The 24,118-nt window shown below is 70.6% G+C and carries 20 protein-coding genes; 6 read left to right on the top strand and 14 right to left on the bottom strand.

Annotated features, from left to right (window positions below):
• The first annotated feature begins 30 nt into the window (after positions 1 to 30).
• A complete protein-coding gene (locus tag EOD42_RS09710; protein WP_240655106.1) occupies positions 31 to 1,299 on the top strand; it encodes a D-alanyl-D-alanine carboxypeptidase family protein in 1,269 nt (422 codons plus the stop codon).
• Here EOD42_RS09710 and EOD42_RS09705 read toward each other — a convergent pair.
• Positions 1,296 to 2,699, bottom strand: a complete 1,404-nt coding sequence (locus EOD42_RS09705) for a heparinase II/III family protein (RefSeq protein ID WP_240655105.1) — start codon at positions 2,697 to 2,699, stop codon at positions 1,296 to 1,298. The two genes, EOD42_RS09710 and EOD42_RS09705, sit on opposite strands and share 4 nt — an antisense overlap.
• A gap of 167 nt (positions 2,700 to 2,866) precedes the next feature.
• Here EOD42_RS09705 and EOD42_RS09700 point away from each other — a divergent pair, with 167 nt between their 5' ends.
• From EOD42_RS09700 to EOD42_RS09690, 3 genes are read left to right on the top strand one after another with little or no spacing between them, the layout of a single operon-like run.
• Positions 2,867 to 5,542: an SLBB domain-containing protein gene (locus EOD42_RS09700; RefSeq protein WP_240655104.1), complete on the top strand. Its 2,676-nt coding sequence runs from the start codon at positions 2,867 to 2,869 to the stop codon at positions 5,540 to 5,542.
• Positions 5,539 to 7,638 (top strand): YjbH domain-containing protein, encoded by a 2,100-nt coding sequence (locus EOD42_RS09695; protein WP_240655103.1) that lies wholly within the window; start codon positions 5,539 to 5,541, stop codon positions 7,636 to 7,638. Before EOD42_RS09700 ends, EOD42_RS09695 begins: the two co-directional genes overlap by 4 nt.
• 28 nt (positions 7,639 to 7,666) lie before the next feature.
• A complete protein-coding gene (locus EOD42_RS09690; RefSeq protein ID WP_127787331.1) occupies positions 7,667 to 7,945 on the top strand; it encodes an RNA-binding S4 domain-containing protein in 279 nt (92 codons plus the stop codon).
• Here EOD42_RS09690 and zapE read toward each other — a convergent pair.
• Positions 7,928 to 9,100, bottom strand: a complete 1,173-nt coding sequence (gene zapE, locus EOD42_RS09685; protein WP_127787330.1) for a cell division protein ZapE — start codon at positions 9,098 to 9,100, stop codon at positions 7,928 to 7,930. The two genes, EOD42_RS09690 and zapE, sit on opposite strands and share 18 nt — an antisense overlap.
• Positions 9,101 to 9,212: 112 nt before the next feature.
• Between zapE and EOD42_RS09680 the strand changes: the two genes are divergently transcribed.
• On the top strand, positions 9,213 to 10,244 hold the full coding sequence (locus EOD42_RS09680) for an aspartate-semialdehyde dehydrogenase (RefSeq protein ID WP_127787329.1): 1,032 nt from the start codon (positions 9,213 to 9,215) through the stop codon (positions 10,242 to 10,244).
• A gap of 60 nt (positions 10,245 to 10,304) precedes the next feature.
• On the opposite strand, the gene EOD42_RS09675 is transcribed toward EOD42_RS09680, so the two are convergent.
• From EOD42_RS09675 to EOD42_RS09645, 7 genes are all read right to left on the bottom strand, one after another.
• A complete protein-coding gene (locus tag EOD42_RS09675) occupies positions 10,305 to 10,547 on the bottom strand; it encodes a hypothetical protein (RefSeq protein ID WP_127787328.1) in 243 nt (80 codons plus the stop codon).
• 171 nt (positions 10,548 to 10,718) lie between these two features.
• Positions 10,719 to 12,308 (bottom strand): phosphoenolpyruvate carboxykinase, encoded by a 1,590-nt coding sequence (locus tag EOD42_RS09670; protein ID WP_127787327.1) that lies wholly within the window; start codon positions 12,306 to 12,308, stop codon positions 10,719 to 10,721.
• Positions 12,309 to 12,526: 218 nt separating this feature from the next.
• The gene (locus EOD42_RS09665) at positions 12,527 to 13,219 is read right to left on the bottom strand and encodes a HugZ family pyridoxamine 5'-phosphate oxidase (protein ID WP_127787326.1); all 693 of its coding nucleotides are present in this window, start codon (positions 13,217 to 13,219) and stop codon (positions 12,527 to 12,529) included.
• Between the two features lie 21 nt (positions 13,220 to 13,240).
• Positions 13,241 to 13,990 carry a DeoR/GlpR family DNA-binding transcription regulator gene (locus EOD42_RS09660; RefSeq protein ID WP_127787325.1) on the bottom strand — a complete coding sequence of 250 codons (750 nt, stop codon included), beginning with the start codon at positions 13,988 to 13,990 and terminating at the stop codon, positions 13,241 to 13,243.
• Between the two features lie 13 nt (positions 13,991 to 14,003).
• Entirely contained in the window at positions 14,004 to 15,017 is a 1,014-nt protein-coding gene (gene pdxA / locus EOD42_RS09655) for a 4-hydroxythreonine-4-phosphate dehydrogenase PdxA (RefSeq protein ID WP_127787324.1), read from the bottom strand.
• Position 15,018: 1 nt separating this feature from the next.
• Positions 15,019 to 16,266, bottom strand: a complete 1,248-nt coding sequence (locus EOD42_RS09650; protein WP_127787323.1) for a four-carbon acid sugar kinase family protein — start codon at positions 16,264 to 16,266, stop codon at positions 15,019 to 15,021.
• An 11-nt stretch (positions 16,267 to 16,277) separates the two neighbouring features.
• Positions 16,278 to 17,264, bottom strand: a complete 987-nt coding sequence (locus tag EOD42_RS09645) for a 2-keto-3-deoxygluconate permease (protein ID WP_127787322.1) — start codon at positions 17,262 to 17,264, stop codon at positions 16,278 to 16,280.
• Between the two features lie 180 nt (positions 17,265 to 17,444).
• On the opposite strand from EOD42_RS09645, the gene EOD42_RS09640 reads away from it, so the two are divergent.
• Positions 17,445 to 18,482 (top strand): threonine aldolase family protein, encoded by a 1,038-nt coding sequence (locus tag EOD42_RS09640; RefSeq protein ID WP_127787321.1) that lies wholly within the window; start codon positions 17,445 to 17,447, stop codon positions 18,480 to 18,482.
• Positions 18,483 to 18,760: 278 nt separating this feature from the next.
• Here the strand turns inward: EOD42_RS09640 and EOD42_RS09635 are convergent, their stop codons facing one another.
• From EOD42_RS09635 to EOD42_RS09615, 5 genes are all read right to left on the bottom strand, one after another.
• Entirely contained in the window at positions 18,761 to 19,639 is an 879-nt protein-coding gene (locus tag EOD42_RS09635) for an MBL fold metallo-hydrolase (protein WP_127787320.1), read from the bottom strand.
• A complete protein-coding gene (locus EOD42_RS09630; protein WP_127787319.1) occupies positions 19,636 to 20,532 on the bottom strand; it encodes a DMT family transporter in 897 nt (298 codons plus the stop codon). Before EOD42_RS09630 ends, EOD42_RS09635 begins: the two co-directional genes overlap by 4 nt.
• On the bottom strand, positions 20,516 to 21,412 hold the full coding sequence (locus EOD42_RS09625) for a DMT family transporter (protein WP_240655101.1): 897 nt from the start codon (positions 21,410 to 21,412) through the stop codon (positions 20,516 to 20,518). The genes EOD42_RS09630 and EOD42_RS09625 overlap by 17 nt, the downstream gene beginning before the upstream one ends.
• An 83-nt stretch (positions 21,413 to 21,495) precedes the next feature.
• A complete protein-coding gene (locus tag EOD42_RS09620; protein ID WP_127787318.1) occupies positions 21,496 to 22,326 on the bottom strand; it encodes an FAS1-like dehydratase domain-containing protein in 831 nt (276 codons plus the stop codon).
• A 5-nt stretch (positions 22,327 to 22,331) separates the two neighbouring features.
• Positions 22,332 to 23,951 carry a hypothetical protein gene (locus tag EOD42_RS09615; RefSeq protein WP_127787317.1) on the bottom strand — a complete coding sequence of 540 codons (1,620 nt, stop codon included), beginning with the start codon at positions 23,949 to 23,951 and terminating at the stop codon, positions 22,332 to 22,334.
• Between the last annotated feature and the right edge of the window lie 167 nt (positions 23,952 to 24,118).

Below are 24,118 nucleotides of genomic sequence, written 5' to 3'. Positions count from 1 at the left end.
TTGGGGAAGAATGGAATGACGGCAACGCGCATGGCGGCTCTCGCACGCGGCGGGCTCGCCCGTTGGGCTTCCGGTTTGATGGCGGTGTGCACGCTGGCCACCGGGCTGGTCGCGGCCCGCGCGGCCCAGGCAGGCATCGAGAACCGGCTGAATTATTCCTCCATCGTTCTGGATGCCCGCGGCAACGCCATCACCTCCGCGAACCCGGACGAGCCCCGCTTCCCGGCCAGCCTGACCAAGATGATGACGCTGTACATGCTGTTCGAGGCGATGCGCGACGGCCGCGTCCCGGCCGGCACGCGCGTCCCGATGTCCGCCGAGGCCGCCTCGCGCCCGCCCTCCAAGCTGGGCGTGCCGGCCGGCTACTCGCTGGAGCTGGAGGACGCCATCCTCGCCGTCGTCACGCGTTCCGCCAATGACGTCGCGACCGCGATCGGTGAGCTGCTGGGCGGCAGCGAGGAACGCTTCGCCCAGATGATGACGAACCGCGCGCGCAGCATGGGCATGACGCGCACGACCTTCCGCAATGCCTCCGGCCTGCCGGACCCCGAGCAGACCACCACGGCGCGCGACATGGCGACGCTGGGCCGCCGCCTGATGGCGGATTTCCCGACGCAGTACCGCTATTTCGCCACCACGCATTTCCGCTGGAACAACCGGCCGATCCACAACCACAACCACATGCTGTCCAGCTATGACGGCGTGGACGGCATCAAGACCGGCTACACCCGCCTCAGCGGCTTCAACATCGTGACCTCGGCCCAGCGCGACGGCGTGCGGCTGGTGGGCGTGGTGATGGGTGGCGGCAGCTGGATCGAGCGCGACCGCCACATGGCGGAACTGCTGGACGATGGCTTCACCCGCTCCGGCGTCGCGCGCCGGCCCAACAGCTATGACGCGCTGGCCACCAATCGCGGCAACATGCGCCCGGCGGAGCCCCCGGCCCGCCCGGTGGCGCATGCCGCGGCCCGCACCGGCCGCGCGCCGCAGCGCGTGGTGGCCCAAGGGAGCGCCCAGGGGAGCGCCCAGGGTAGCGCCGCCGCCACGCGCGCCGGCCGCCATGCCGCACCCGCCCGGCACACGCTGGCGCGCTCTGCCCCGGTTCGCCCGGTGCCCGCCGCCCGCGCGGTGCGTGAGGCCTCGACCCGCCCGGCAGCCCGCCCGCGGCCGGCCGTCGCCAGCTCGCCGCGCGCCCAGCCCGTGCGGCCCCGCACGGTGGAAATGCGCCCGGCCGTGCCGGCGCAGCCCGCCCGCCCGATCCGCCGCACGGCGGTCGATACCGCAGGCCGCGAGGGCTAGGGCAGCGTCACCAGGGTTTCGACCCAACCCGCCCTACCCCGTGCCACTAGCACCGGGCAGGGCGATACCTGGCCATAGGCCAGGCTTTCCCAGCCCGCTTCCAGCGTGACGGATACCGGCGCATCGGCCGTCACGGCGATGCGCCCCAGACTGCTTTCCACCCCCTGCCCGACCAGGCGCCATTCACCTGGCGCCAGCCGCCAGCGCAGCGCGGCCGAGGCGAAGGGGCCTTCCAGCTCATCCCGCACCCGCCATTCCCGCCCCCGCGCCGCCACCGCGCGCCGGTGCAGGTTGCCGGCGTAATCCCGCACCCAGCCCTCTCCGCCCCGCGCCCAGCGCGCGTGCAGGAAGCGCGAGACGCGCGGCATCTGGTCGTGCCCGTCGAACTCCACCGTGTTGTGGGCGGCGGTGGAGGGGAAATAGTCCAGCCACCACGCATCGGCGGGCGCGGGGTTGTAGGCGCCGGTCCCGCCGTCGCGCAGCAGGTTCAGCGGGCCGTCCCACAGGTCCAGATGCAGCAGATCCGCATGGCCGGGGCGAAAGCGCAGCGGCCCCTGGCGCATCACCGCGCGCGCCTGCCCCGACGCCCAGCCGCGATAACCGGCCGACTGCCATTCGGCATTGGTCGAAGGCGCGCCGAACAGGGCGGCGGCGCGCCCCAGGCTGCCGCGCGCGTCCTCCGGCTGGCCGTCGAAGGCCGAGCCGTCCTGGTGGCCGATACGCGGCAGGGCGCCCGTCTCGGGGCAGGCCAGCTGCGCCAGGACACGCGCCGCCGCCGCTGCCCGTTCCAGCGTGACGGGCGCGGCGGGCGGGCCGCCGCGTTGCCGGCGCAGCGCCTCCACGGCGGTCAGCACATCCAGCATCAGCCGGTGATAGGCGGGGCTCGGCTGGGCGAAGCCGCCATCGGGGCCCACCAGCCGGGCCACCGAACGGTCCAGCGCGCGGGACGCCCGGCGCGCATCCCCGCCCAGCAGCAACCGGCAGGCCAGCAGCCCCGCCGCCTCGCTGATCGGGTGGTTGTTGTCCTGCGCCAGGGCATAGGCGGGGTTGGCCGCGATGCGTCGGGCATGGGCGGCCACCACCTCGCGCGCCCAAGCCGGCAGCTCGGGCGGCAGCAGGGGCGCCAGGTGCAGCACGCGCAGCGCCGCCTCCTGCCCGCACAACCAGTTGGGGCCCTGGAAAGGCGGGTTCTCGGCCATCCAGCCACGGCAGAAGGCCTCAGGGGCCGGGGGCAGAACGGTCCAGCGATTCGCCTCCCACAGCGGTCGGATATCGGCGCCGCCGAGGGGGTTCGCGAGGCTCACCCCCAGCCGCCGCCCGGCCAGCCAATGGCCGGGCCCCTTGCCCCACAGCCCCAACCCTACATTGCGAAAGCCCAGCCGCCACGCGGCATCGGCCATAAGCAGCCGATTTCCTCTCTTTAAGGTTGTGGCGCTGGGAGTCTTCACCACCCTGAGATAACATCTGCCGCGTGATGAGGCAGGCATGTCGTCTAATTTTATCCAGCGCGCTGATTCCCGGGATGATTCTCGGGCCTGCATACGCGCAGCAGCCCGGCGGGGCGCTGTTGTCGGCGCCCAGCCTGCCGGGGACCGTGCCGGGCCTGCCGCCGGCGCTGCCGGGCGGGGCGGCCATTCCCAGCCTGCCGGGCGGCGCGCAGCAGGACATTCTGCAGCGCCTGCTGGATGCCGGGGCCGTGGCGCCGGGCGGCACGCCGGGCCAGCCTCAGCCTTCGCCGATGACGCCGCCCGCGGCCGCCCTGGCGCCGCAACCGCCCGTCGCCCGGCCTGCCCAGCCCGACGAACCGCTCTCCCCGGCTGAGGCGTTTTTCGCGGCGCGCCTGCCCGTCACGCCGCCGCTGCGGCAGTTCGGCTATGACAGTTTCCGCAGCACCATCCCTGGCGCCACCACCGGCGTCGGCTTCGGCGCGGTGCCCGAGGATTACGTGCTGGGCCGCGACGATGAGGTGGTGCTGAACTTCCGTGGCCGCGCCCGGCACAGCGTCTCGGCGCGGGTGAACCGCGAGGGGCAGCTGATCCTGCCCGACATGCAGCCCGTGCCCGCCGCCGGCCGCACCCTGCGCGACGTGCGCGACGACCTGAGCGCCCGCACCGCGCGCGATTTTCCGGGCAGCGAGGTCTTTGTCTCCATCGGGCAGCTGCGCCAGGTCGCGGTCTTCGTGGGCGGTGAGGTGGCACGGCCGGGCATGGTGGTGCTCTCGCCGCTCGCCACCGTGCTGGACGCGCTGATGAGCGCGGGCGGCCCGCGCCGCACGGGGTCCCTGCGCGCCATCCGCGTCGGCAACCGCAGCGTGGACCTGTACCCGGTCATCGCGGGCGAAGGCGGCCCGCAGCCCGACCTGCGCATCCTGGAAGGCGAGCGCATCCTGGTGCCGCCGGTGGGCGCGCTGGTGGCCATCGGCGGCGAGGTGTCGCGCCCCGGCATCTATGAACTGCCCGCCCGCGCGGCCACCCAGCCGCTCAACACCATGCTGTCCCTGGCCGGCGAGGCGCTGCGCCCCAGCGGCAACCGCTTCCTGCTGGAGACCACCGATTCCGAGGGCCGCCGCAGCTTCCGCGAGATGGCGGCCCGCGACGCGCTGCGCCGGGGCGATGCGCTGATGGTGCAGCCGGGCGTCGATGCCCAGGCGGGCGGCCTGCGCCTGTCGGGCCATGTCGGCACGCCGCTGACCCGCGCCTCGGCCGGGCGCGGGGCCAGCCTGCGCGGGCTGATCAGCGACCCGCGCATGGTCCGCCCCGACCCCTATATCCGCATGGGGCTGATCTGGCGGGCGGAGGCGCGCACCCGCGTGCGCCGGCTGATGCCCTTCGACCTGGGGCGGCTGCTCGCCGGCGGGCCGGATGTGCGGCTGCAGGAAGGCGATGAGGTCATTCTGCTCGGCCTGTCGGATGTGCAGTGGCTGGCCAGCCCCGCCGTGCAGCGCGCCCTGCGCGGCGAGGGGGTGGCCACTGCTTCCCCCGCTGGTGCCCCCACGGGTACCCCCGCTGGTGCCCCCCTTGGCGCGCCCGCGCCCGCCGCCGCACCCATGGACGGCGAGTGCCCGGCCCTGACGCAGCTGGTCGTCGCCGCCCGCAGCGCGCCGCAGCGCTTCGCCCATGCGCGCGCGGCGGGCTTCCCTGATTACGGCACCACCCCCTGCCCGCAGATCTTCATCGACTACCCGAACCTGCTGGCCTTCCTGCTGGACCAGTCCGTGCTGCTGCTGGGCGAGGTACGCCTGCCCGGCCTGTACCCGGTGATGGACGGCACCAGCATGGAGGCGGTGCTGGAGGCCGCGGGCCAGGTGACCGACACCGCCGACCTCGCCTCGATCGAGCTGTCGCGGGAGCCCGCGGAACAGACCGGCTCCATCCCGCTCAACCGCACCACGCTGGACCTCGTCAGCCGCAACTTCGCCGCCGTCAGGCTCTCCCCGCGCGACGCGCTGCGCATTCCGCGCGGCTTCACGGACCGCGAGGTGGGCCCCGTGACGGTGATGGGCGAATTCCTGCGCCCCGGCGTGTACGACATCCGGCGTGGGGAGCGCCTGTCGGAACTGATCGCCCGCGCGGGCGGCCTCACGCCCCAGGCATACCCCTATGGCGCGATCCTGACGCGCGAAAGCGTGCGCCAGCGCCAGCAGGACGGCTTCGACCGCACGGCGCGGGAGCTGGAACAGGGGCTGATGCAGGTGGCCGCCGGCCAGGCGGTGGCGGGCACGCGCGCCGGCACCAGCGACATCGGCGGCGCGATCTCGGCAGGGCGTGAGATGGCGACCGCCCTGCGCCAGGCCCGCGCGGCGGGGCGCCTGGTCGTGGAGGCCAACCCCGTGGTGCTGGCCGGGCGCCCGGAGCTGGACGTCCTGCTGGAACCCGGCGACCTGATCGTGATGCCCAAGCGCCCCAATGAGGTGACGGTGGTGGGCAGCGTGCTGAATCCGGGCAGCCTGCAATTCACCACCGGCTGGCGGGCGGAACGCTATGTGCGCGCCGCCGGCGGGCCGCAGCGCTTCGCCGATGCCTCCCGCGCCTTCATCGTGCTGCCGAACGGGACATCGGTGCCGGCGGGGCTCGGCGCCTGGCAGGCGGGTGGGCCGCCGGTGCCGCCGGGTTCCGTGCTGGTGGTCCCGCAGGACCCCTCGCCCTACGAGAATTGGGGCATCCTGCGCGACCTGACGAGCGTGTTCGGGCAGGTGGCGATCTCGGCGGCCGCGCTGGCCGTGATCTCAAGGCAAGGCAGGTGAAGCTGAGGGCCCTTGCCCTCCTTCTGCTGCTGGCCGCACCGGCCCGGGCCGCCGAGGAGATCGAACCCACCGGATCGAATTTCGGCGGCATGGGGCTGATAGAGATGCGCAACGCCCGCATGCGCGGCGACGGCGTGATCGAGACCGGCATGTCGCTGCGGCGGCAGCGCAATTTCTGGTTCCTGAACTGGCAGGCCCTGCCCTTCCTGGAGGCCACCTTCCGCGTCACGGACAGGCTGAACGGCACGCTGGGGCGCGGGCGCAGCACCGACCGCTCCTTCGACCTGCGCGCCCGGCTCTGGACCGAGAATGACTGGCGCCCGGCCCTGGCCGTGGGCGTGCAGGACGTGATCGGCACCGGCATCTATGCCGGCGAGTATATCGTGGGGTCCAAGCGGTTCTGGGGGGTGGATGTCAGCCTGGGCATGGGCTGGGGGCGGCTGGCGACCGGCAGCGATATCGACAACCCGCTCGGCGTCGGGCTGTCGGCCATGCGCACCCGCCCCCGCAATGTCGGCGAGGGCGGCGTGCCCAATCTGCGCAGCCTGTTCCGGGGGCCCCGCGCCGGCATCTTCGGCGGCATCGAGTGGAATGTGCCGGCCATCGGCACGCCGCTGGGGGAGCTCTCCGGCCTCAGCGTGAAGGTCGAGTATTCCGCCGACGCGCTGCGTGACGAGCGCGGGGGCTATCCGGCGCGCAGCAGCGGGTTGCTGGGCCGGGCGGCGTCGCGCGTGAACGCGGGCGTGCAGTGGCGCAACGAGCACTTCGACATCGGCGCCAGCTTCGTGAACGGGACCGACTTCCTGGCCCGCGCCAGCATCCGGCTGGACCCGCATGACCCGCCCCGCCTGCTGGATCGCGCCCCGCCCGCCATGGCGCCGCGCCCCGCACCGGTCGAAGGCTTCTCCAACGAAAGCGTCGCCGCCGGCCTGTTTCCCGCCCTTCGCCGCGCGGGGTTCGAGCCGCTGGCGCTGGACATCAGGGGCGAGGAAGCCGTGATCACCCTGGGCGGCGGGCGATACCGCACCCTGGCCCAGGTGGCCGGACGCGTGGCCCGCGCCGCGCAACCGCATCTGCCGGGCCAGGTGGAGCGCCTGCAGCTGATATGGGAGCAGAACGGCGCCGTGGTCGGCCGGCTGCGGGTGATGCGCGAGGGCATGGAGGGGCTGGCGCGCGGCCAGGGCAGCCCGGAGGAGGTGTTCGGCGCCGCCCAGCTGCTGCCCGCCACCCCCGAGCCCGGCGGCTGGCGCGCGCCCCTGCCGCGCTGGAGCTGGGGCATCGAGCCGCGCGTGACCCTGCAGGTGGGCGATGCGCGGTCGGGCGCGCGCTATGCGGCGGGGGTGGCCGCCGGCGGCCGGGTGGAGATCGCGCACGGCATCGCCCTCGCGGGTTCCGTGCAGCAGACGCTGGCGCAGAACCTGGATGGCGGGCTGCCCAGCAACTCCGTGCTGCCACATGTGCGCAGCGATTTCGCGCGGTACGCCCGGCATGAGACGACCATCCCGGCGCTGTATGCCGAGCGGCTGTGGAACCCCGCGCCCGACTGGTATGCGCGCGTCACGGCGGGGTTGCTGGAACCCATGTATGCGGGCGTTTCGGGCGAGGTGCTGTGGCGGCCGCAGGGGTCCTCGGTGGCGGTCGGGCTGGACATGGCCTGGGTGGCGCAGCGGCAATACCGGCAGCGCTTCGCCACGCTGGGGTACCAGACGGTGACGGGCCATGCCTCCCTGTACTGGGACACGCCCTGGTGGAACGTGTTCACCGTGGTGCGGGCGGGGCGCTACCTGGCGGGCGACTGGGGCGTGACGCTGGAGGCCGGGCGGCGCTTCGCCAACGGCATCGAGATCGGCGGCTTCGCCACCTTCACCGACGTGCCGTTCCGCCGCTTCGGGGAGGGCAGCTTCGATAAGGGCATCTATGTGCGCGTGCCCTTCGACGTGTTCGGGCCTGAGACGCGCGCGCGGGCGGCGCTGAATGTGCGGCCGGTGCAACGGGATGGCGGGCAGCGGCTGGGGGTGGACAACCCGCTGTGGGATGTGTCGCGCGAGGGGCGGGCCGAAGCCCTGGGGCGCGGCTTCCTGGGGTTTGCGCGCTGAGGGGCTGAGGCGCCAATATGCGCCCCAGATGGAAAACGCGATCCGCCTCGACACCTGGCTGTGGCATGTGCGCCTGGCCAAGACCCGCCCGCTCTGCGCGAAGCTGGTCGAGGCCGGCGGCTTCCGCCTCAACCGGCAGCCCACCGACAAGGCGCATGCCCGCGTCCGGGTGGGCGATGTGCTGACCTTCGCCTGGGGCGATGAGGTGCGGGTGTGGAAGGTGCTGGCGCTGGGCGAACGGCGCGGCCCGCCGCCCGAGGCGCGCGGGCTGTATGAAGACCTGAAGGCCTCAGGAGAGGTGCGGTAGCTTCAGGTATTCCTGGCTCTGCATCTCCATCAGGCGGCTGGCGGTGCGTTCGAACATCGCCGCGTTCTGGCCGTGCTCGTACAGCTGGTCGGGGGTCGCGGCCGCGCTGGCCACCAGCTTGCAGCGGTGCTCGTACATCGCGTCGATCAGGGTGATGAAGCGGCGCGCGCGGTCGAAATTGTCGGGGTTCAGGCGCGGGATGTCGTCCATCACCAGGGTGTGGAAATGGGTGGCCACCGCCAGGAAGTCCGCCGGGCCCAGCGGCTTGTTGCACAGGTCGTCGAAGCTGGCCCGCGCCACGCCGCGCGCGGCCTCGGGCAGTTCCACCTTGCGGCCCAGCACCTCCAGCACCATCGGCGCGCCATGCGCCTCGCCGGTCAGTTCCCTGTAGGCCGCGTCCAGCGCGCGCTCGGCCCGGCCGTCGGCGGGGGAATGCCAGGTGGGCAGGCCGCGGATGCGGTCGCGGCGGTAGTCGCGCTGGCTGTCCAGCGCCAATACCTCCACCTGCTTCTTGATGATGGCGATGAAGGGCAGGAAGGCGTCACGCCCCGGCTTGCCCTTGAACAGGTCGTCCGGCGCGGTGTTGCTGGTGGCCACGATCACCACGCCGCGGGCGAACAGCGCCTCGAACAGCCGGCCCAGGATCATGGCATCGGTGATGTCGTGCACCTGGAACTCGTCGAAGCACAGCAGCGCGGCCTCGGCCAGGATGCGGTCCGCGAGCGGCTGGATGGGGTCCTCGCCGCTGGGGTTCGCCTTCTTCCAGGTGTGGATGCGCTGGTGGCATTCCTGCATGAAGGAGTGGAAGTGGATGCGGCGCTTGCGGGGCACATCGGCCGCGTCGAAGAACAGGTCCATCAGCATGGATTTGCCGCGCCCGACCTGGCCCACGAGATAGAGGCCGCAGGGCGCTTCCTTCACGCCGTCCTCGGCGCCGCGCTTGCGGAACAGCCGGCCCAGCAGGCCGCCGCCGGGCTTCTCGGGCTCGCTGGGCTTGGGGTCATAGCCGCGCAGGCGGTGCCACAGCTCCTGCAGGGTTTCGGCCGCGGCCTGCTGGGCCGGGTCCGCGTTCAGGACCCCGGCCTTCACCCGGGCCCGATAGGCGGGAAGCGGCCCTTCGGCGGGGTTGGGCCTGATCTGCGCTGCAACATCCATGGCATCGGGGGATAACGCGGGGCAGCCTTGCGCACAATCGGGCCTGAACCGTGTTGAAACCTTATGTTCATGGCCGTAGGAAGCACGCTTCCATCCAACCGGAGCAAAGCCAATGGGCTACAAGGTCGCAGTCGTCGGAGCCACGGGAGCAGTGGGCCGCGAGATGCTGAAAACCTTGGCCGAGCGGAACTTCCCGGTGGACGAGGTGATTCCCCTCGCTTCCGCCCGGTCCGCTGGCCAGGAAGTGAGCTTCGGCGAGAAAAAGGTGCTCAAGGTCCAGAACCTCGAGACCTTCGACTTCACCGGCACCGATATCGGCCTGTTCAGCCCCGGCGCGTCGATTTCCGCCGTGCATGCGCCGCGCGCGGCCGCCCAGGGCTGCGTCGTGATCGACAACACCAGCCATTTCCGCATGGAGCCGGACGTGCCGCTGGTGGTGCCGGAGGTGAACCCGCATCACCTGGCCCAGTTCCGCAAGCGCAACATCATCGCGAACCCGAACTGCAGCACCATCCAGATGGTCGTGGCCCTGAAGCCGCTGCATGAGGTCGCGCGGATCAAGCGCGTCGTGGTGTCGACCTATCAGTCGACGTCCGGCGGCGGCAAGGAAGCGATGGACGAGCTGTTCCTGCAAACCAAGTCCAGCTTCGTGCACCAGCCGGCCGAGCCGCAGATCTTCACCAAGCCCATCGCCTTCAACGTGATCCCGCACATCGACAAGTTCATGGATGACGGGTTCACGAAGGAAGAGTGGAAGATGACGGTCGAGACCCGCAAGATTCTCGACCCCGACATCAAGGTGGTGGCCACCTGCGTGCGCGTGCCCGTGTTCATCGGCCATGCCGAGGCCGTGCATGTCGAGTTCGAGGCGCCGATCACCGAGGCCCAGGCGTTGGCCGCCTGGCGCAAGGCCCCGGGCATCACCGTCTTCGACAAGCGCGAGGACGGCGGCTACATGACCCCGCTGGAGGCCGCCGGCGAGGACGACACCTATGTGTCGCGCCTGCGCAAGGACCCCACGGTGGAGAACGGCCTGGCCTTCTGGTGCGTGGCCGACAACCTGCGCAAGGGCGCGGCCCTGAACGCCGTGCAGATCGCGGAAGCCCTGGTGAAGCAGGGCCTGCTGGAGAAGGCCTCGGCCTGATCCCGGCGCATCGCCGAGACATCGAGGCCCGGGGGCGCATGCCTCCGGGCCTTTTTCGTATCAGCGGCGGGTGCGGCTCGCGACCCGCATGCCGCGGCTGCCCATGCTCTGCTGGATGGCCTGCCGGCGGGCGCGTTCCTGGGCGAAGGTGGTGGTGGTGGCGCCCGTGTTCGGGTCGTTCATCGCCAGGTTCTGGCCCATGATCCAGTTCTGGCCGGAGACCGCCACGTTCCGGGCTTCCGCAGCGCCGGCGATGCTCATCATCGCTGCCAGGGCCAGGGTCATGATGGAAATCTTGCGCATGTCACTGTCTCCTATCTCTGCGGGGTGCCGGTTGGCCTCCCTCTCTGAAGACAGTTCTATCCGCGCCTCATCATAGATAAAATGCGATGATATTTATGTTTTCGATAGATAACATCTATCGTTCAAACCAAAGAAAAGGCGCCGTCCCATCAGGAACGGCGCCGATCCGGTTCAGGCCGCGGACTTGATCGCCGCTGCCTTCACGTCGTCGCCCACGGCGCCGGCGAAGGTCTCGAAGTTCTTCTCGAACATCGACACCAGCTTCTTCGCCGTCTCGTCATAGGCGGCCTTGTCGGCCCAGGCCTCACGCGGGTTCAGCACCTCGGCCGGCACGCCCGGAACGCTCTTGGGAATGGCCAGGCCGAAGAACGGGTCGGTGGCGAATTCCACCTTGGCCAGGCTGCCGTCCAGCGCGCCGCGCAGCAGGGCGCGGGTGTGATGGATCGACATGCGCTTGCCGGTGCCATAGGCGCCGCCCGACCAGCCGGTGTTCACCAGCCACACCTGGGCGCCGTACTTGGCGACCAGCTCGGCCAGCATCTTGCCGTACACCTCGGGGTGGCGCGGCAGGAAGGGCGCGCCGAAGCAGGTGCTGAAGGTGGCCTGCGGCTCGGCGCCCAGGCCCTTCTCGGTGCCCGCCACGCGCGCGGTGTAGCCGGACAGGTAGTGGTACATCGCCTGCGCCGGGGTCAGCTTGCTGATGGGCGGCAGCACGCCGAAGGCATCGGCCGTCAGCATCACGACATTCTTCGGAATGCCCGCCTGACCGCCGACATGGATGTTCGGAATGAACTCCACCGGGTAGCAGGAACGGGTGTTTTCCGTGTGCTTGTTGCTGTCGAGGTCGAGGTTGCCGAGCTCATCGGCCACCACGTTCTCCAGCACGGCGCCGAAGCGGTGCGACGCGGCCCAGATCTGCGGCTCGGCCTCACGGCTCAGCTTGATGACCTTGGCGTAGCAGCCGCCCTCGAAGTTGAAGACGCCCGTGTCGGACCAGCCATGCTCGTCGTCGCCGATCAGCGCGCGCTCGGGGTCGGAGGACAGGGTGGTCTTGCCGGTACCGGAAAGACCGAAGAACAGCGCCACGTCATTGTGCTGGCCCACATTGGCCGAGCAGTGCATGGGCAGCACGCCGCGCGCCGGCAGCAGCCAGTTCATGACGGTGAAGATGCTCTTCTTGATCTCACCGGCGTAGCTGGTGCCGGCGATGCAGATGATCTTCTTCGCGAAGGACAGGCCGATCAGCGTCTTGCTGCGGCAGCCGTCGATGGCGGGGTCGGCCTCGAATTCCGGGGCGTGCAGGATGGTGAAGTCCGGCACGAAACCGTCCAGCTCCGCGCGCTCGGGGCGGATGAACATGTTGCGGGCGAACATGGCGTGCCAGGCATTGGTGGTCACCAGCCGCACCTTGATGCGGTGGGCCGGGTCGGCGCCGGCATACAGGTCCTGGGTGAACAGGATTTCCCGCTGGCCGAGCCAGCCCTGCACGCGGGAGACGAAGCCCGCGAACTTCTCGGGCGCCAGCTTCTGGTTGACCTTGCCCCACCAGATCTCGTTCGTGACCTCGGGGTCGTCCGCGACGAACTTGTCCTGGACCGAACGGCCCGTGTGCTGGCCGGTCAGCGCCATGAAGGCGCCATCGGCGGAGAGACGGCCCTCACCGCGCTGCAGAGCAAAGGCCGTGAGGCCGGCGGCGGTCAGGTTGGAATGGATGGGGGCAGTGGTTTCCACGCCAGTACCGGCGAGGGCAGGGTTGCTCATCAGTCTCTCCAGACAGCAGGGCAGTACCGCCGGCCTGTGAGATGCCAGCGCGCGCCACCGGTTAATCAGGCCTTGAGGCGGAATTACGGCGGTATGGCCGGGTTCGCAATCCGAACTTTGTCTGGCTGTGTCGCGCACACGCATAGGTTATGCCCCCTGACACAACCCATCTCATGCGCCGTGATCAATTCGCTGATCTTCTGCCCAAGATTCGGGCGTCAGCCTGCACGGGCGCGCCGCGTGGCCTCCACAAGCTCTCGCCTGACGGCACCGGCATCCGCGACGGGCGCCGAGAAGCCGAGGCGGAAGGTCGCCTCCCCCGCCGCCAGGTCGCAGCCGTCCACATCCAGCCCCACCATGCGCCAGTCCCGGTCATCGCCGGCGATGGCGGCCATGGCGTCGCGGTGGTCCTCGTTCATGTGCTGGATCACGCCGGGCTCGGCAGCGGCGATGGCGGCCACGGCGGCGGGGTCGGGCATGTAATCGGCCTGACGCAGCCGGTGCGCGGCGGCGAAACCCGCCACCAGCAGGGCCTGCACCGGCCGGATGCGCCACAGGGCGAAATCACCGAACCCCGCATATTGGGCGGCATAGGGGTGGCGCGCCAGCCAGCGCGCCTTCAGCGCCGGGTCGTCGACCTTCTCCGCCAGGCCGGTGACGGTCACGCGCGGGGCCGTCTGCGGGTTGGGGCCGGGGGCGTAGCCCACGGCCATCAGGGAACAGCGCGGCTCCGCCACCAGATGGCGGGTGTGCTGGGACAGCATGGAAAGGAACAGCAGCACCGAGCCGTCAGGCGCGACGGCATGGGTGACGAGGCTGGCGAAAGGCTGGCCCTCCTGCTGGGTCGCCAATGTCGCGGCGGGGGCAGCGCGCAGCAGGCAACGGGCGGTGAAGGGGTGGTCGGCTTCCATGGGCCGAGCCTAGCGCCCCGGCTAGGCTCTCACCACCCGCGCGCCCGCCGCGCGGAACGGCGCGCAGGCCGCCTCGTCGGCGTCGGTCACCAGCGTCCATTGCGCGGGCAGCGGTGCCCAGCAGGGCTGGCCCGCGCGGCCCAGCTTGGAGGCATCGGCGAGCACCACCACCTCCTGCGACTGGGCCATCATCAATTCCTTCAGCGCCACCTGTTCCAGCGTGGCCTCGCACAGGCCGCGCCCGGGCACCACGCCGTCCGCGCTCATGAAGCAGCGCGCGGCGGAAAGCCGGCGCAGGGACTCCTCGGCCAGCGGGCCGGTGGTGCCCATGCTGATGGGCCGGACCGTTCCGCCCAGCACGATCAGTTCCATCCCCTCGGCGCCCGCCAGCAGCGGGATCAGCGGCAGGTTGCTGGTGATGACGCGATGGCGCCGGCCATGCAGCAGCCGGCCGAAGGCCTCGACCGTGGAGCCGCCATCCAGGATCAGCGTCTCGCCTTCCCGCACCAGGGCCAGGGCGGCGGCCGCGATGGCCGCCTTCTCGTTGCGGTGCTGGCCGCTGCGGGTGCGCAGGCTGGTCTCGCGGTCGGGCGCGGCCAGGATCGCGCCGCCATAGGTGCGGGCCACCGCCTGCTTCTCCGACAGGGCCTGCAGATCCCGCCGGATGGTGGAGGCGGAGACGCCGAAACGTTCGGCCAGCGTCTCCACATCCGAACAGCCGGAGGCGATGGCCTCCAGCATCTCGTCGCGTCTGGTGCGACGACGTTTCATCAGTGGCGCCGCATCAGTGGCGGCGCTTCGGCGCCAGGTCGGTCGCCTGCTTCAGCGCCTCGATCAGGCTGCCGTCATCGGCGATGCCCTTGCCGGCGATGTCGAAGGCGGTGCCGTGGTCGACCGAGGTGCGGATGACGGGCAGGCCCACCGTGATGTTCACGCCGGCTTCGAGGCCCATCACCTTCACCGGGCCGTGGCCCTGGTCGTGGTACATGGCCACCACCAGGTCGAAGTCACCGCGCGCGGCGCGGAAGAACAGCGTGTCCGCGGGCAGCGGGCCCGTGACCTTCCAACCCTTCGCGACGCATTTCTCGACGGCCGGAATGATCTTCTGCTCCTCCTCGCCCTGGCCGAACAGGCCGTTCTCACCGGCATGCGGGTTGATGCCGCAGACGCCGATGCGCGGGTCCGCGATGCCGGACTTCACGAGGGTAGCATGCCCGCGCGCGATCACGCGCTCAACCAGGCCCGGCTCGATCTTCCGGATGGCGTCCATCAGGCCGATATGCGTGGTCACGTGGATGACGCGCAGCTTGGGCGCCACCAGCATCATGGACACCTCGGGCGTGCCGGTCAGGTGGGCCAGCATTTCCGTGTGGCCGGGATACTTGTGGCCGGCAGCGTGCAGGGCTTCCTTCGACAGGGGGGCCGTGCAGATGGCATCGGCCTCACCGGCTTCCACCAGGCGCGTCGCGCGCTCGATGTAGCGGAAGGCGCCCTCGCCCGAGAGGGTGCTGAGCTGGCCGAACGGGTGGCCCGCCGGGATCAGCTTCAGGTCGATGCAGTCCACGGTGCCCAGCGCATAGGAAGCGCCGGCGGGCGTCTCCAGCGCGTTCACCACCAGCTTGCTGCCGACGATCTCACCGGCCTCACGCAGGCGGGTGGCGTCGCCCACCACCAGCGGGCGGCACATCGCATAGGTCTCGGCGTGGGCCAGGGCCTTCATGATGATCTCGGGGCCGATTCCCGAAGCGTCACCCATGGTGATCGCCACGATCGGGCGGGTGTCCTGCGTTGCGCTCATCTCACTTTGCCCCTGCATGATGCATGGCGCGCAGGCGGGTGCGCGCATGCTGGATGGTATCCGGTCCGCCGAAGGCGCCGGCTTTTGTCATGACCGGGAAGGCGAAGGCCCCCCGGGTGATGCCGAGCGGAACGCCCGGCTCGATCTCGTCCACCAGGTCGATGCCATGGATGCCGAGTTCGGAAAGCAATGCGCAGGCGGTCTCGCCGCCCGTCGCGAACAGGCCGCTGAGATGGGGCGCCGCGGGCGCCAGGAGCCGCGCGAGCGCGGTGGCCAGGGCCGCGCCCACCGACAGGTCGGCATCGGCATCGGCCGCGATCTCGACCAGCACGTCCTGCCCGCGCGACAGCGGGCCCGCGATGTCCGCGCTGATGCGCGCGGCTTCCTCGGGCGGCGGGCCGGCCAGCAGCGACTCGGGCTGCACCACGACGTGATGCACCTCACCGGTCGCGATCAGCTTGCGGGCGGCGGCGCGGGAGGCCTCGGCCACGCTGCCCACCACCATCAGCACGCCGCCCTGGCCGGCCGGCGGCAGGCAGGGCTGGGCGGCCTGGGGCAGGCAGCCCGCAAGCGCCGCCGCGATGCCGCCGGACCCGATCCAGAACACCTGCTCGGCGAAGGGAAGGGTCGCGGTGGCGATGGCGCCGAGGTCGGCGGGCACCACGGCGTCGCAGACCAGCGCATCGGCGCCCTCGGCCAGCGCCGCGCGGATGGCTGCACCGAAGGCCTGCGGGTCACGCACGGTCTCGACCGGCACCAGGCGGGCCTGCATGCCCACGCCGGCCATCACCTCGACCAGATCCGCGCTCTCATAGGTGTGGTCGCGCGCCCACAGCGGCGTGCTCTCAAGCGGCGCGCCGTTGATCAGCACGCAGCCGCCCTCCGTCGTGCGGCCGGTGGCCGGGAAGGCGGGGGCCAGGATGGCGAGCGACCCCGCGCCGCGCGCGCGCAGCGCCCGGGCGGTGTCGGCCAGTTCCTGCGCGGGCTGGCCGCGCAGGGTGCTGTCGATCTTCTTGATCAGCAGGGTGCCGGGGGCGTGGTGCGCCTCCAGCAGGGTGCGGTGGCGGATGCCCGCCGCCTCGGCCGACAGGCGGCGGCTATCGGCATCGATGACCAGCACGGCGGCGCCCGGCGCATCGGCGCCGTTGCCCCAGCCCACCGTGGCCGCCAGGCCGCGCTTCGCGAAGGCGATGCCGCAATCGGCGGCACCGGTCAGGTCGTCGGCCAGGATCAGCCAGCGGCGGGTCATCGCGTGCTCCCTCAGCCGATCTTCTGCGCCGGCGGTGCGCCGTCGGGCGTGCCATGCACGCGCTTCGCGGTCCAGGCCGTCAGCAGCGGCACCAGCACCGTGGTCACGATCACGGCAGCCGCCACCAGGATGGTCGCATGGGCGGCGGCCGGGGCGTAGATCGGGTTGGCCGAGGCCACGATGGCCGGGACGGCCGCGGCATTGCCGGCGGTCGACGCCGCGGCGACACCCGCGACACCCGTGCCGCCGATGGCGCGGTCAGCGAAGAACAGCGGAATGCCGGTGACGACCACCACCGCGAGACCGAGGCCCAGGCCCAGCAGGCCGGCCTGCCACACCTTGCCCAGGTCCAGGCCCGAACCCAGAGCGAAAGCGAAGAAGGGGATCATGACCGGGATGGCGCGGGACAGGAACTCACGCATGTCCTTGTCCAGGTTGCCCAGGATCATGCCCACCACCAGCGGCAGGATGGAGCCGATCAGCGTCGGGATCGGGAAGGCCGACAGGCCCGCCACACCCAGCGTGATCATGGTCAGGAACGGGCCGGATTCCAGCGTCATGACGGTGTAGGCACCGACGTCGCGGGGTTCGCCGTACTGGCCCATCAGCGCCATGTACAGGCCGCCGTTGGTGTCGTTCATCGCGGCCACGATGGCCAGCGTGGACAGGCCCGCGAACATGCCGGAGGAGATCGGCGCCTCGCCCAGGATCTGGCCGAAGATCACGCCCAGCAGGGCCGCCATGCCGATCTTCACCGCGAACAGCGTGCCGCCCTTCTTCAGGATGTAGGGGGTCGCCTTGAAGTCGATGCTGGCACCCATACAGACGTAGAACACGGCCAGGATGGTCAGCGCGCCGGAGAACAGGGCGCCGGTGAAGGAGCCGAAATAGCGCGGGGTCTCGGGGAAGAAGGTCGCGATCAGCGCGCCGATGGCGAGCGGGACGACCATCATGCCGCCTGGCACGCGCTCGATGGCTTTCTTGATGGGGATCTGCATGGGGGTTCCCTCCGGACTGCGCGAAATGCGCAAAAACTGCTGCTGGTTTCGCGCAATTTCATCGAGAGTCAAGGAGTGCCGAAAGATTTCGGTCCGAATCGCGCAATAGTTGTGCGCGGGTGGCCCGCTTTACGCTTCAGCCGTGTGGGCGCAGATTTCCGGCGAAGCGAGGGAGCATGTATGTCCGTGAAGCAAAGCCGGGGCGATTTCCGCAGCGACAACGTGGCGATGGTCGAGCCCTCGATCATGGCGGCCCTGGTGGCGGCCAATACCGGCACCCAGCCGCCCTATGGCGCCGATGAAGTCAGCGCGGAGCTGGATGCGCGCTTTTCCGAAATGTTCGGCGCGCCCTGCCGGGTGTTCCCGGTCGCGACCGGCACCGCCGCCAACGCCCTGGCCCTGGCCGCCTGCCTGCGCAGCTTCGGCGGCGTGTTCTGCCATGAGGGCGCGCATATCCGCCTTTCGGAAGGCGGCGCGGTCACGGCGTTCAGCGCCGGCGGATCGCTGCTGCCCTTGCCGGGCGCGGGCGGCATGTTCGACGCCGCGGCACTGGCCGCGGGGCTGGAGGGCGCCGGCATCGGCAACACCCAGCGCGCGCAGCCCGATGCGGTGTCCGTGACGCAGGTGACCGAGCGCGGCCGGGTCTATGCCCCGGAGGTGCTGGCCGGCATCGGCGCGCTTGCGAAGCAGAAGGGCCTGCACTTCCACCTGGACGGCGCGCGCTTCGCCAATGCCCTGGCGCGGCTGGGCTGCGGCCCGGCCGAGATCACCACGAAGATCGGCGTCGACATCCTGTCCTTCGGCGCCACCAAGAACGGCGCCATGTCGGCGGATGCGATTGTCGTGTTCAAGCCGGAGCTGGTGGAGCCGCTGCGCTTCCTGCTGCGCCGCGCCGGGCAGACCTGGTCCAAGATGCGCTTCGCCGCCGTGCAGCTGCTGGCCTATGTCGAAGGCGGGCTGTGGCTGAAGCTGGCCGCCCAGGCCAACGCGCAGGCCACCCGCCTGTCGCGGGGGCTGGCCGCCATCCCGGGCGTGGAGCTGCTGGAACAGGTGGACGCCAACATCATCTTCGCGAAGCTGCCGCCGGCCACGATCGACCGGCTGATCGCGGAGAACTTCCACTTCTATCGCCGCGCGGAGGACACGATCCGGCTGGTGTGCCGGTATGACTGCCCGGCGGAGGCAGTGGACGGGTTGCTGGAAGTGGCGAAGGGGTGAAGGGGTGAAGGGGTGAAGGGGTGAAGGGGTGAAGGGGTGAAGGGGTGAAAGCACTCAGGGGCGTTGCCCCCGAGGCCCCCAGTCAGGGGCGCTGCCCCTGACCACCCCGCCAGGAGATAATATCTCCTGGACCTGATAAGAGTTTGGGGCCTCAGCTGGGTAAGCGGGGCACAATCTTATTGCTAAAATCAATCTGCTCGGGGTCCAGGGCCGCTACGGTCCTGGCGGGGCTCCAAGGGGCAGCGCCCCTTGGTGGGGTCTGGGGCAAAGCCCCAGCATTACGCCATCGCCCAGGCATCCCCTTCCCTGGTCACCACACCCTCTTCCGCCAGCATTTCCAAATTCGCCAGCAGGCTGCGGCTGGCAGCCCCCACCAGCTTCGGGTCCATCGGCCCATAGACCGGCCCGACCAGCGCCAGCGCCGTGCTCGGCCCGACCTCGCGCAGCGCCGCCACCACCCGCGCCTCTCGCCGGCGGCGGTGCACGGCCAGCGCGTCCAGGAAGGGCATGGGCTCCGCCAGCGGCGGGCCATGGCCGGGCAGGTACAGGCTGTCCTGGCCCTCACGGTCTCGCAGGCGGGCCAGGCTGTTCATATAGGCGCGCATGTTGCCGTCGGGCGGGCTGACCACGGTGGTGGACCAGCTCATGACATGGTCCGCGCTGAACAGCACGCCGTTGCCCTCCATGCCGAAGCACAGGTGGTTGGCGCAGTGGCCGGGCGTGTGCAGGGCGGTCAGGCGCCAGCCGTCGCCCGCGATCTCCTCGTTGTCCGCCACGCGGACATCCGGCTTGAAATCATGGTCACCGCCTTCACCCCCTGCCTCCCTGGGCGTCATGTGCGGGCCGAAGCCATAGGTCTGCGCGCCGGTCAGCGCCTGCAGCGCCTTCGCACCCGGCGAGTGGTCGCGGTGGGTGTGGCTGATGATGATGTGGGTCACGACCTCGCCGGCGGTGGCCTCCAGCAGAGCCGCCAGCTGCGCCTCGTCGGCCGGGCCGGGGTCGATGATGGCCACCCGGCCCTCGCCCACGATGTAGCTGTTGGTGCCGCGCCAGGTGAAGGGGCCGGGGTTCTGGCACAGCACGCGCCGCACCCCCGGGGCCACGTTCTGCGCGCGTCCGTACTCGGCCTCATCCTGGCGGAGGAAGGGGATGTTCACTGCTTTTTCACCCGTCTCATTTCCCTGTGCAGGATATAGAGCCCAGCCGCGATGATCATGCCAGAGCCCACGACCATCGGCATGCCGGGCAGCACGCCCCAGATCATCAGCCCCAGGAAGCTGGCCCACAGGATCGAGGTATAGGAATAGGGCCCGAGCGAGCTGACCTGCGCGGACGCATAGGCTTCGGTCAGCAGCACCTGCGCCACGCCGCCCGTCAGCCCGATGCCCAGCAGCAGCAGCCATTCCGTGCCCTGCGGCGTGACCCAGACGAAGGGCATGGTCACGCCCACGAAGCACGTCATCAGGATGGACTGCCACATGACGATGGTGGTGGATTTCTCGGTGGCGGACAGGCCGCGCACCAGCAGCGTGGTCAGCGCCGAGAACACGCCCTGCACCACCGCGAAGAACATGCCGATGGCGATCCACTGGTCCACGCCCGCGCTGAAGGCACCCTGGCCGAAGGCAATCACCAGAATGCCGCAGAAGCCCAGCAGCACCGCGGACCAGCGATGAATGCCCGGCCGTTCGCCGAGGAAGGGGATGGACAGCAGCGTGACGAACAGCGGCTGCGTGTAGGACAGCGCCGTGTGCTCCGGCAGCGGCAGCAGGGTCACGGCATAGAAGCTGCTGCCCATGGCCAGCGTGCCGGTCATCGCGCGGAACACATGGCCCTTGAACCGCTTGGTCTGCAGCAGGCCGGATGTGTCGCCCATCCGCTTCACGATGATCCAGACGATGGGCATGGCCAGCGCCACGCGGAAGAACATCACCTCGTTGAAGGGAATGCGGTCCGCCACCAGCTTGACCATGCTGGACATGATGGTGAACAGCGCGGTGGCGGCCAGCATGCAGGTGGCGCCCCGGCGTATGTCATGCCTGAGCGGCACGTCGTTCCCTCGCTCTGATACGTTCGCGGTGCAGGTTGTAGATGCCCGCGCCGACCACGATGCTGGCGCCGAGCCAGGTCGTCCAGGCCGGGATCTCGGAAAACAGGAAATAGCCGAGCACGGCACCGAAAGGCAGCACGGTGTATTCCAGCGGCGCCAGCGCCGCGACGGGCGCCAGGCCATAGGCGCGCGCGAACAGGATATGCGCCATGGCATTGGCGCAGCCGAACAGCAGCAGCGCGACCCCCGACCCCCAGCTGGTGGGCAGCAGTGAGACCGGGACCTCAAAGAAGGGCAGCGCCAGCAGGCCGAGCGGGATATGGGCGGCCATCAGCCAGAAGGCGGCGGCGGCGGCCGTGTCGGTGCGGGCCAGCACGCGCGTCAGCACGCGGCTGATCGCCATGCCCACCACGGCCACGATCAGCATCAGCGCTTCCCACCGCCACAGCGAACCGCCCGGCTGCAACATCACCAACGTGCCGCAGAAGCCGATCGCGCAGGACATGGCGCGGCGCCAGCCCACCGTCTCACCCAGCATCGGGATGGCCAGCAGCGTCATCATGATCGGCGCCAGCGCGGCCACGGCATAGCTGTCGGCCAGCCCCACCCCGCGCATCCAGGCGACGTACCAGATGATGGCGACGGCCGCGTGCAGGATGGAACGGCCGAACACCACGCGGCGGTTCTTCGGCCAGACCCGGCCGCGGAACAGAATGGCGACGACCATGGCGCCCACGATGCCGCGCCACAGCAGCACGCCGGCGACGCCCACCTGGGGCAGCACCCATTTCACGGCGGCATCGGCACAGGCGATGATCGAGTAACCGGCGGCCGCGAGCATGATGCCGTGCACGGCGGCGTCGCGGGGTTGGGGCGTCATGTCAGGAAAAACTCATGGAGTGCCAGGGGGGCGAACCCCCTGGTGACGATCGAGGGGGGCGAGGCCCCCTCGATGGGCAGCCGTCAGGCAAGGGTGGCTTCGGCCTTCATGCAGGTCGCGCCGTCCAGGTCGCGGGTCTCCAGCTTGGCGGCCTTGCCGTCCAGCGTGCCCAGCACCGTCAGCGTGCGGCCGTCGAAGGCCGGGCGCTGGCCGCGGAAGCTGAACTTGGCCAGCTTCGCGCCTGCCCCCGCGATGGCCAGCGCATGCGCGGCCAGGAAGGTCGCCTGCAACGGCCCGTGCACCACCAGGCCGGGATAGCCTTCCTCGCCGGTGACATAGGGGTAGTCGTAATGGATGCGGTGGCCGTTGCCCGTCAGCGCGGAGTAGCGGAACAGCATCAGGCTGTCCGGCATCACGGTGGTGCTGACGGCACCCGGAATCTCCGGCGCGGCGGGGGCTGCCTTCACGGCCGCACCCTCCATGCCGCGATAGACGATGTCCTGCTCTTCCTCCAGCACCGGGCCGCGCGGGCCGCTGATGACGTGCTTGACGGTGACGAAGACCAGCTCGCCGCTGCCGCCCTTCTTTTCCTGGATGTCCAGGATGGTGCTGCGGCGGGTCACGATGTCATCGGCCTCGATGCCATGCGCCAGGAAGGTCAGGCGCCCGCCGGCCCACATGCGGCGCGCCAGGTGATGCACGGGCGGCAGGAAGCCGCCGCGCTTCGGATGGCCGTCGGGGCCGATGCCGTCGGGCTTCTTCCAGTCCTGGAACAGCATCCAGTGCCACAGCGGCGGCATGGCGCCGGTCGGCGGGTCGATGCCCAGCGTGGCGGCGAAACCCGTGATCAGGCGCGGGTCGCAACGGTCCTGCACGGTCTCGGTCTTGCCGATGAAGTCGGCGTAGCTGGACATCCTGGTTATTCCTCCCGGCGGTAGAGACGGTAGCCCTCGAAGGCCCCCGTTTGTCGGTAATGGCTGAAAGTCTCGGCGAACAGGGGGTGCCGGCTGAAATAGGCAATCAGGTCGAAGGGCCGCCCGCCGCACCAGCGGATGCCCGCATTGTCCGAGACGAGCACGGCGGCGGGGGGGGCGCGCGCGAAGTCCTCGGCGACCGTGCGATAGACGAAGAACTCCGTCCGGCTCATCTCCCATGGCTCACGGAAGCGGGCATTGTTGCGCGGGCATTCCTGATAGACGCCCTGCAGCAGCCACAGCGTCATGGTGCGCAGGGTGCTCTGCGCCTCGGCGTAGTTCAGCGCCGGATAGACCGGGAACACGTCGGGCGAGAGCACCAGCAGGCGCTCACCCAGGGCGCTGTCCTGCAATTCCCGCGTCAGGATGCCGACGCGCGACCAGGACCAGGTGATCTGGCGATAGGGGGCCTCGCTGCCCAGCAGATGAAAGAAGGAGAGGACGACGGCCGCCGCCACCGCCATGCGCGGCGCGGCGCTCTCCGCGCGTGAGGGGGCGAGCACCCGCCCGGCCCAATGCGCCGCCAGCAGCGCCGCCAGCAGCCCGCCATACAGGTTGATGGGCAGCACATGATAGGACCACCCCTTCTTCTGCACCCAGGCCGACAGGAAGCTGCCGAGGGCAGCGAGCGCCACCACGCGGGCCAGCGGCGGCCCCCGCCAGAAGGCGAGCGGGGCCAGCAGCACCAGCATGACCCAGGCCGGCATCAGGCTGTCCAGGAACAGCACCTGCCACCAGTTCAACCCGCCCAGGCTGACGTAATAGTCCCACACCAGCGGCACGACATGCGCGAAATAGGCCGGGAACAGCAGCGGCAGGCTGATCAGGTACAGCACCCAGATGCCGCCCATGATCCAGGGCACGGGGTCCGCCAGCCAGCGCCGGGGGCCGAGGCAGCACAGCACCCACAGCTCCACCAGGGCGGGCACGGCCATGAAATGCGGCTTGATGCCGAAGCCCACCGCGGCCAGCACCGTGACCAGCAGCATCAGCCGGCCGCCGGCGCGCCGACCTTCGCCGCGCAGCGCGGCCATGACCAGATAGGGCATGCCCGCCATCAGCATCAGGTGCTCACGCTGGGCGAAGTCATAGCCCGCGCAGATCTCGGTCATGGCGATGGCGGCCATGGCCACCTGGCGCGGCAGGGGCGGCAGTTCCAGCTGCGTCAGCAACCGCCAGGACAGCAGCAGGCTCGCGCTCATCAGCGCGAAAACCAGCATCAGCAGCGCCGCCACCGGACCGATGGGCGTGTAGGCGCCGATCGCGGCCGGAACCAGGTTCAGCACGAAGATCAGCGGCGGGTTCACGTCGATCAGGTCGGTGTACAGGCGCTCACCGGCGATCATCCGCTGGGCGAAGTTCAGCACCCCCGCCACGTCGTGGTTCAGCGGCGGCAGCATGGCGCAGATCAGCCAGGGCAGGCCCGCCAGCAGGACGTACAGGACGGAAAGCGGGGCGCGCGGCGGCCTGGCGACCCCGCCCGGCGGCGTGCTGCGCCACTCCGGCCGCGACGGTTCGCGAGGCGGGTCCAGGGACAGCGAGGAAGGCCGGGGCGCTGGCTGCATGATCGTCTGACAGGCAATCTGGGCCGAGGCGCCTTCCAGGGCAACAGCGCGTCGCGGCGGGCAGCCCCGATGCCTGCGCGCGGCATGGAATGGCCGGCAGGCATCGGGGACGAGCGCCCGGGGGCACGGGCGCCCCATTTTGTGGCGCCGCCGCGCCCGCCCGCCAC

Source organism: Rhodovarius crocodyli, from assembly GCF_004005855.1.
GTDB lineage: Bacteria > Pseudomonadota > Alphaproteobacteria > Acetobacterales > Acetobacteraceae > Rhodovarius > Rhodovarius crocodyli.
The sequence above is the reverse complement of the archived record's forward strand: the minus strand, read 5'-3'. Positions and strand labels throughout refer to the sequence as shown.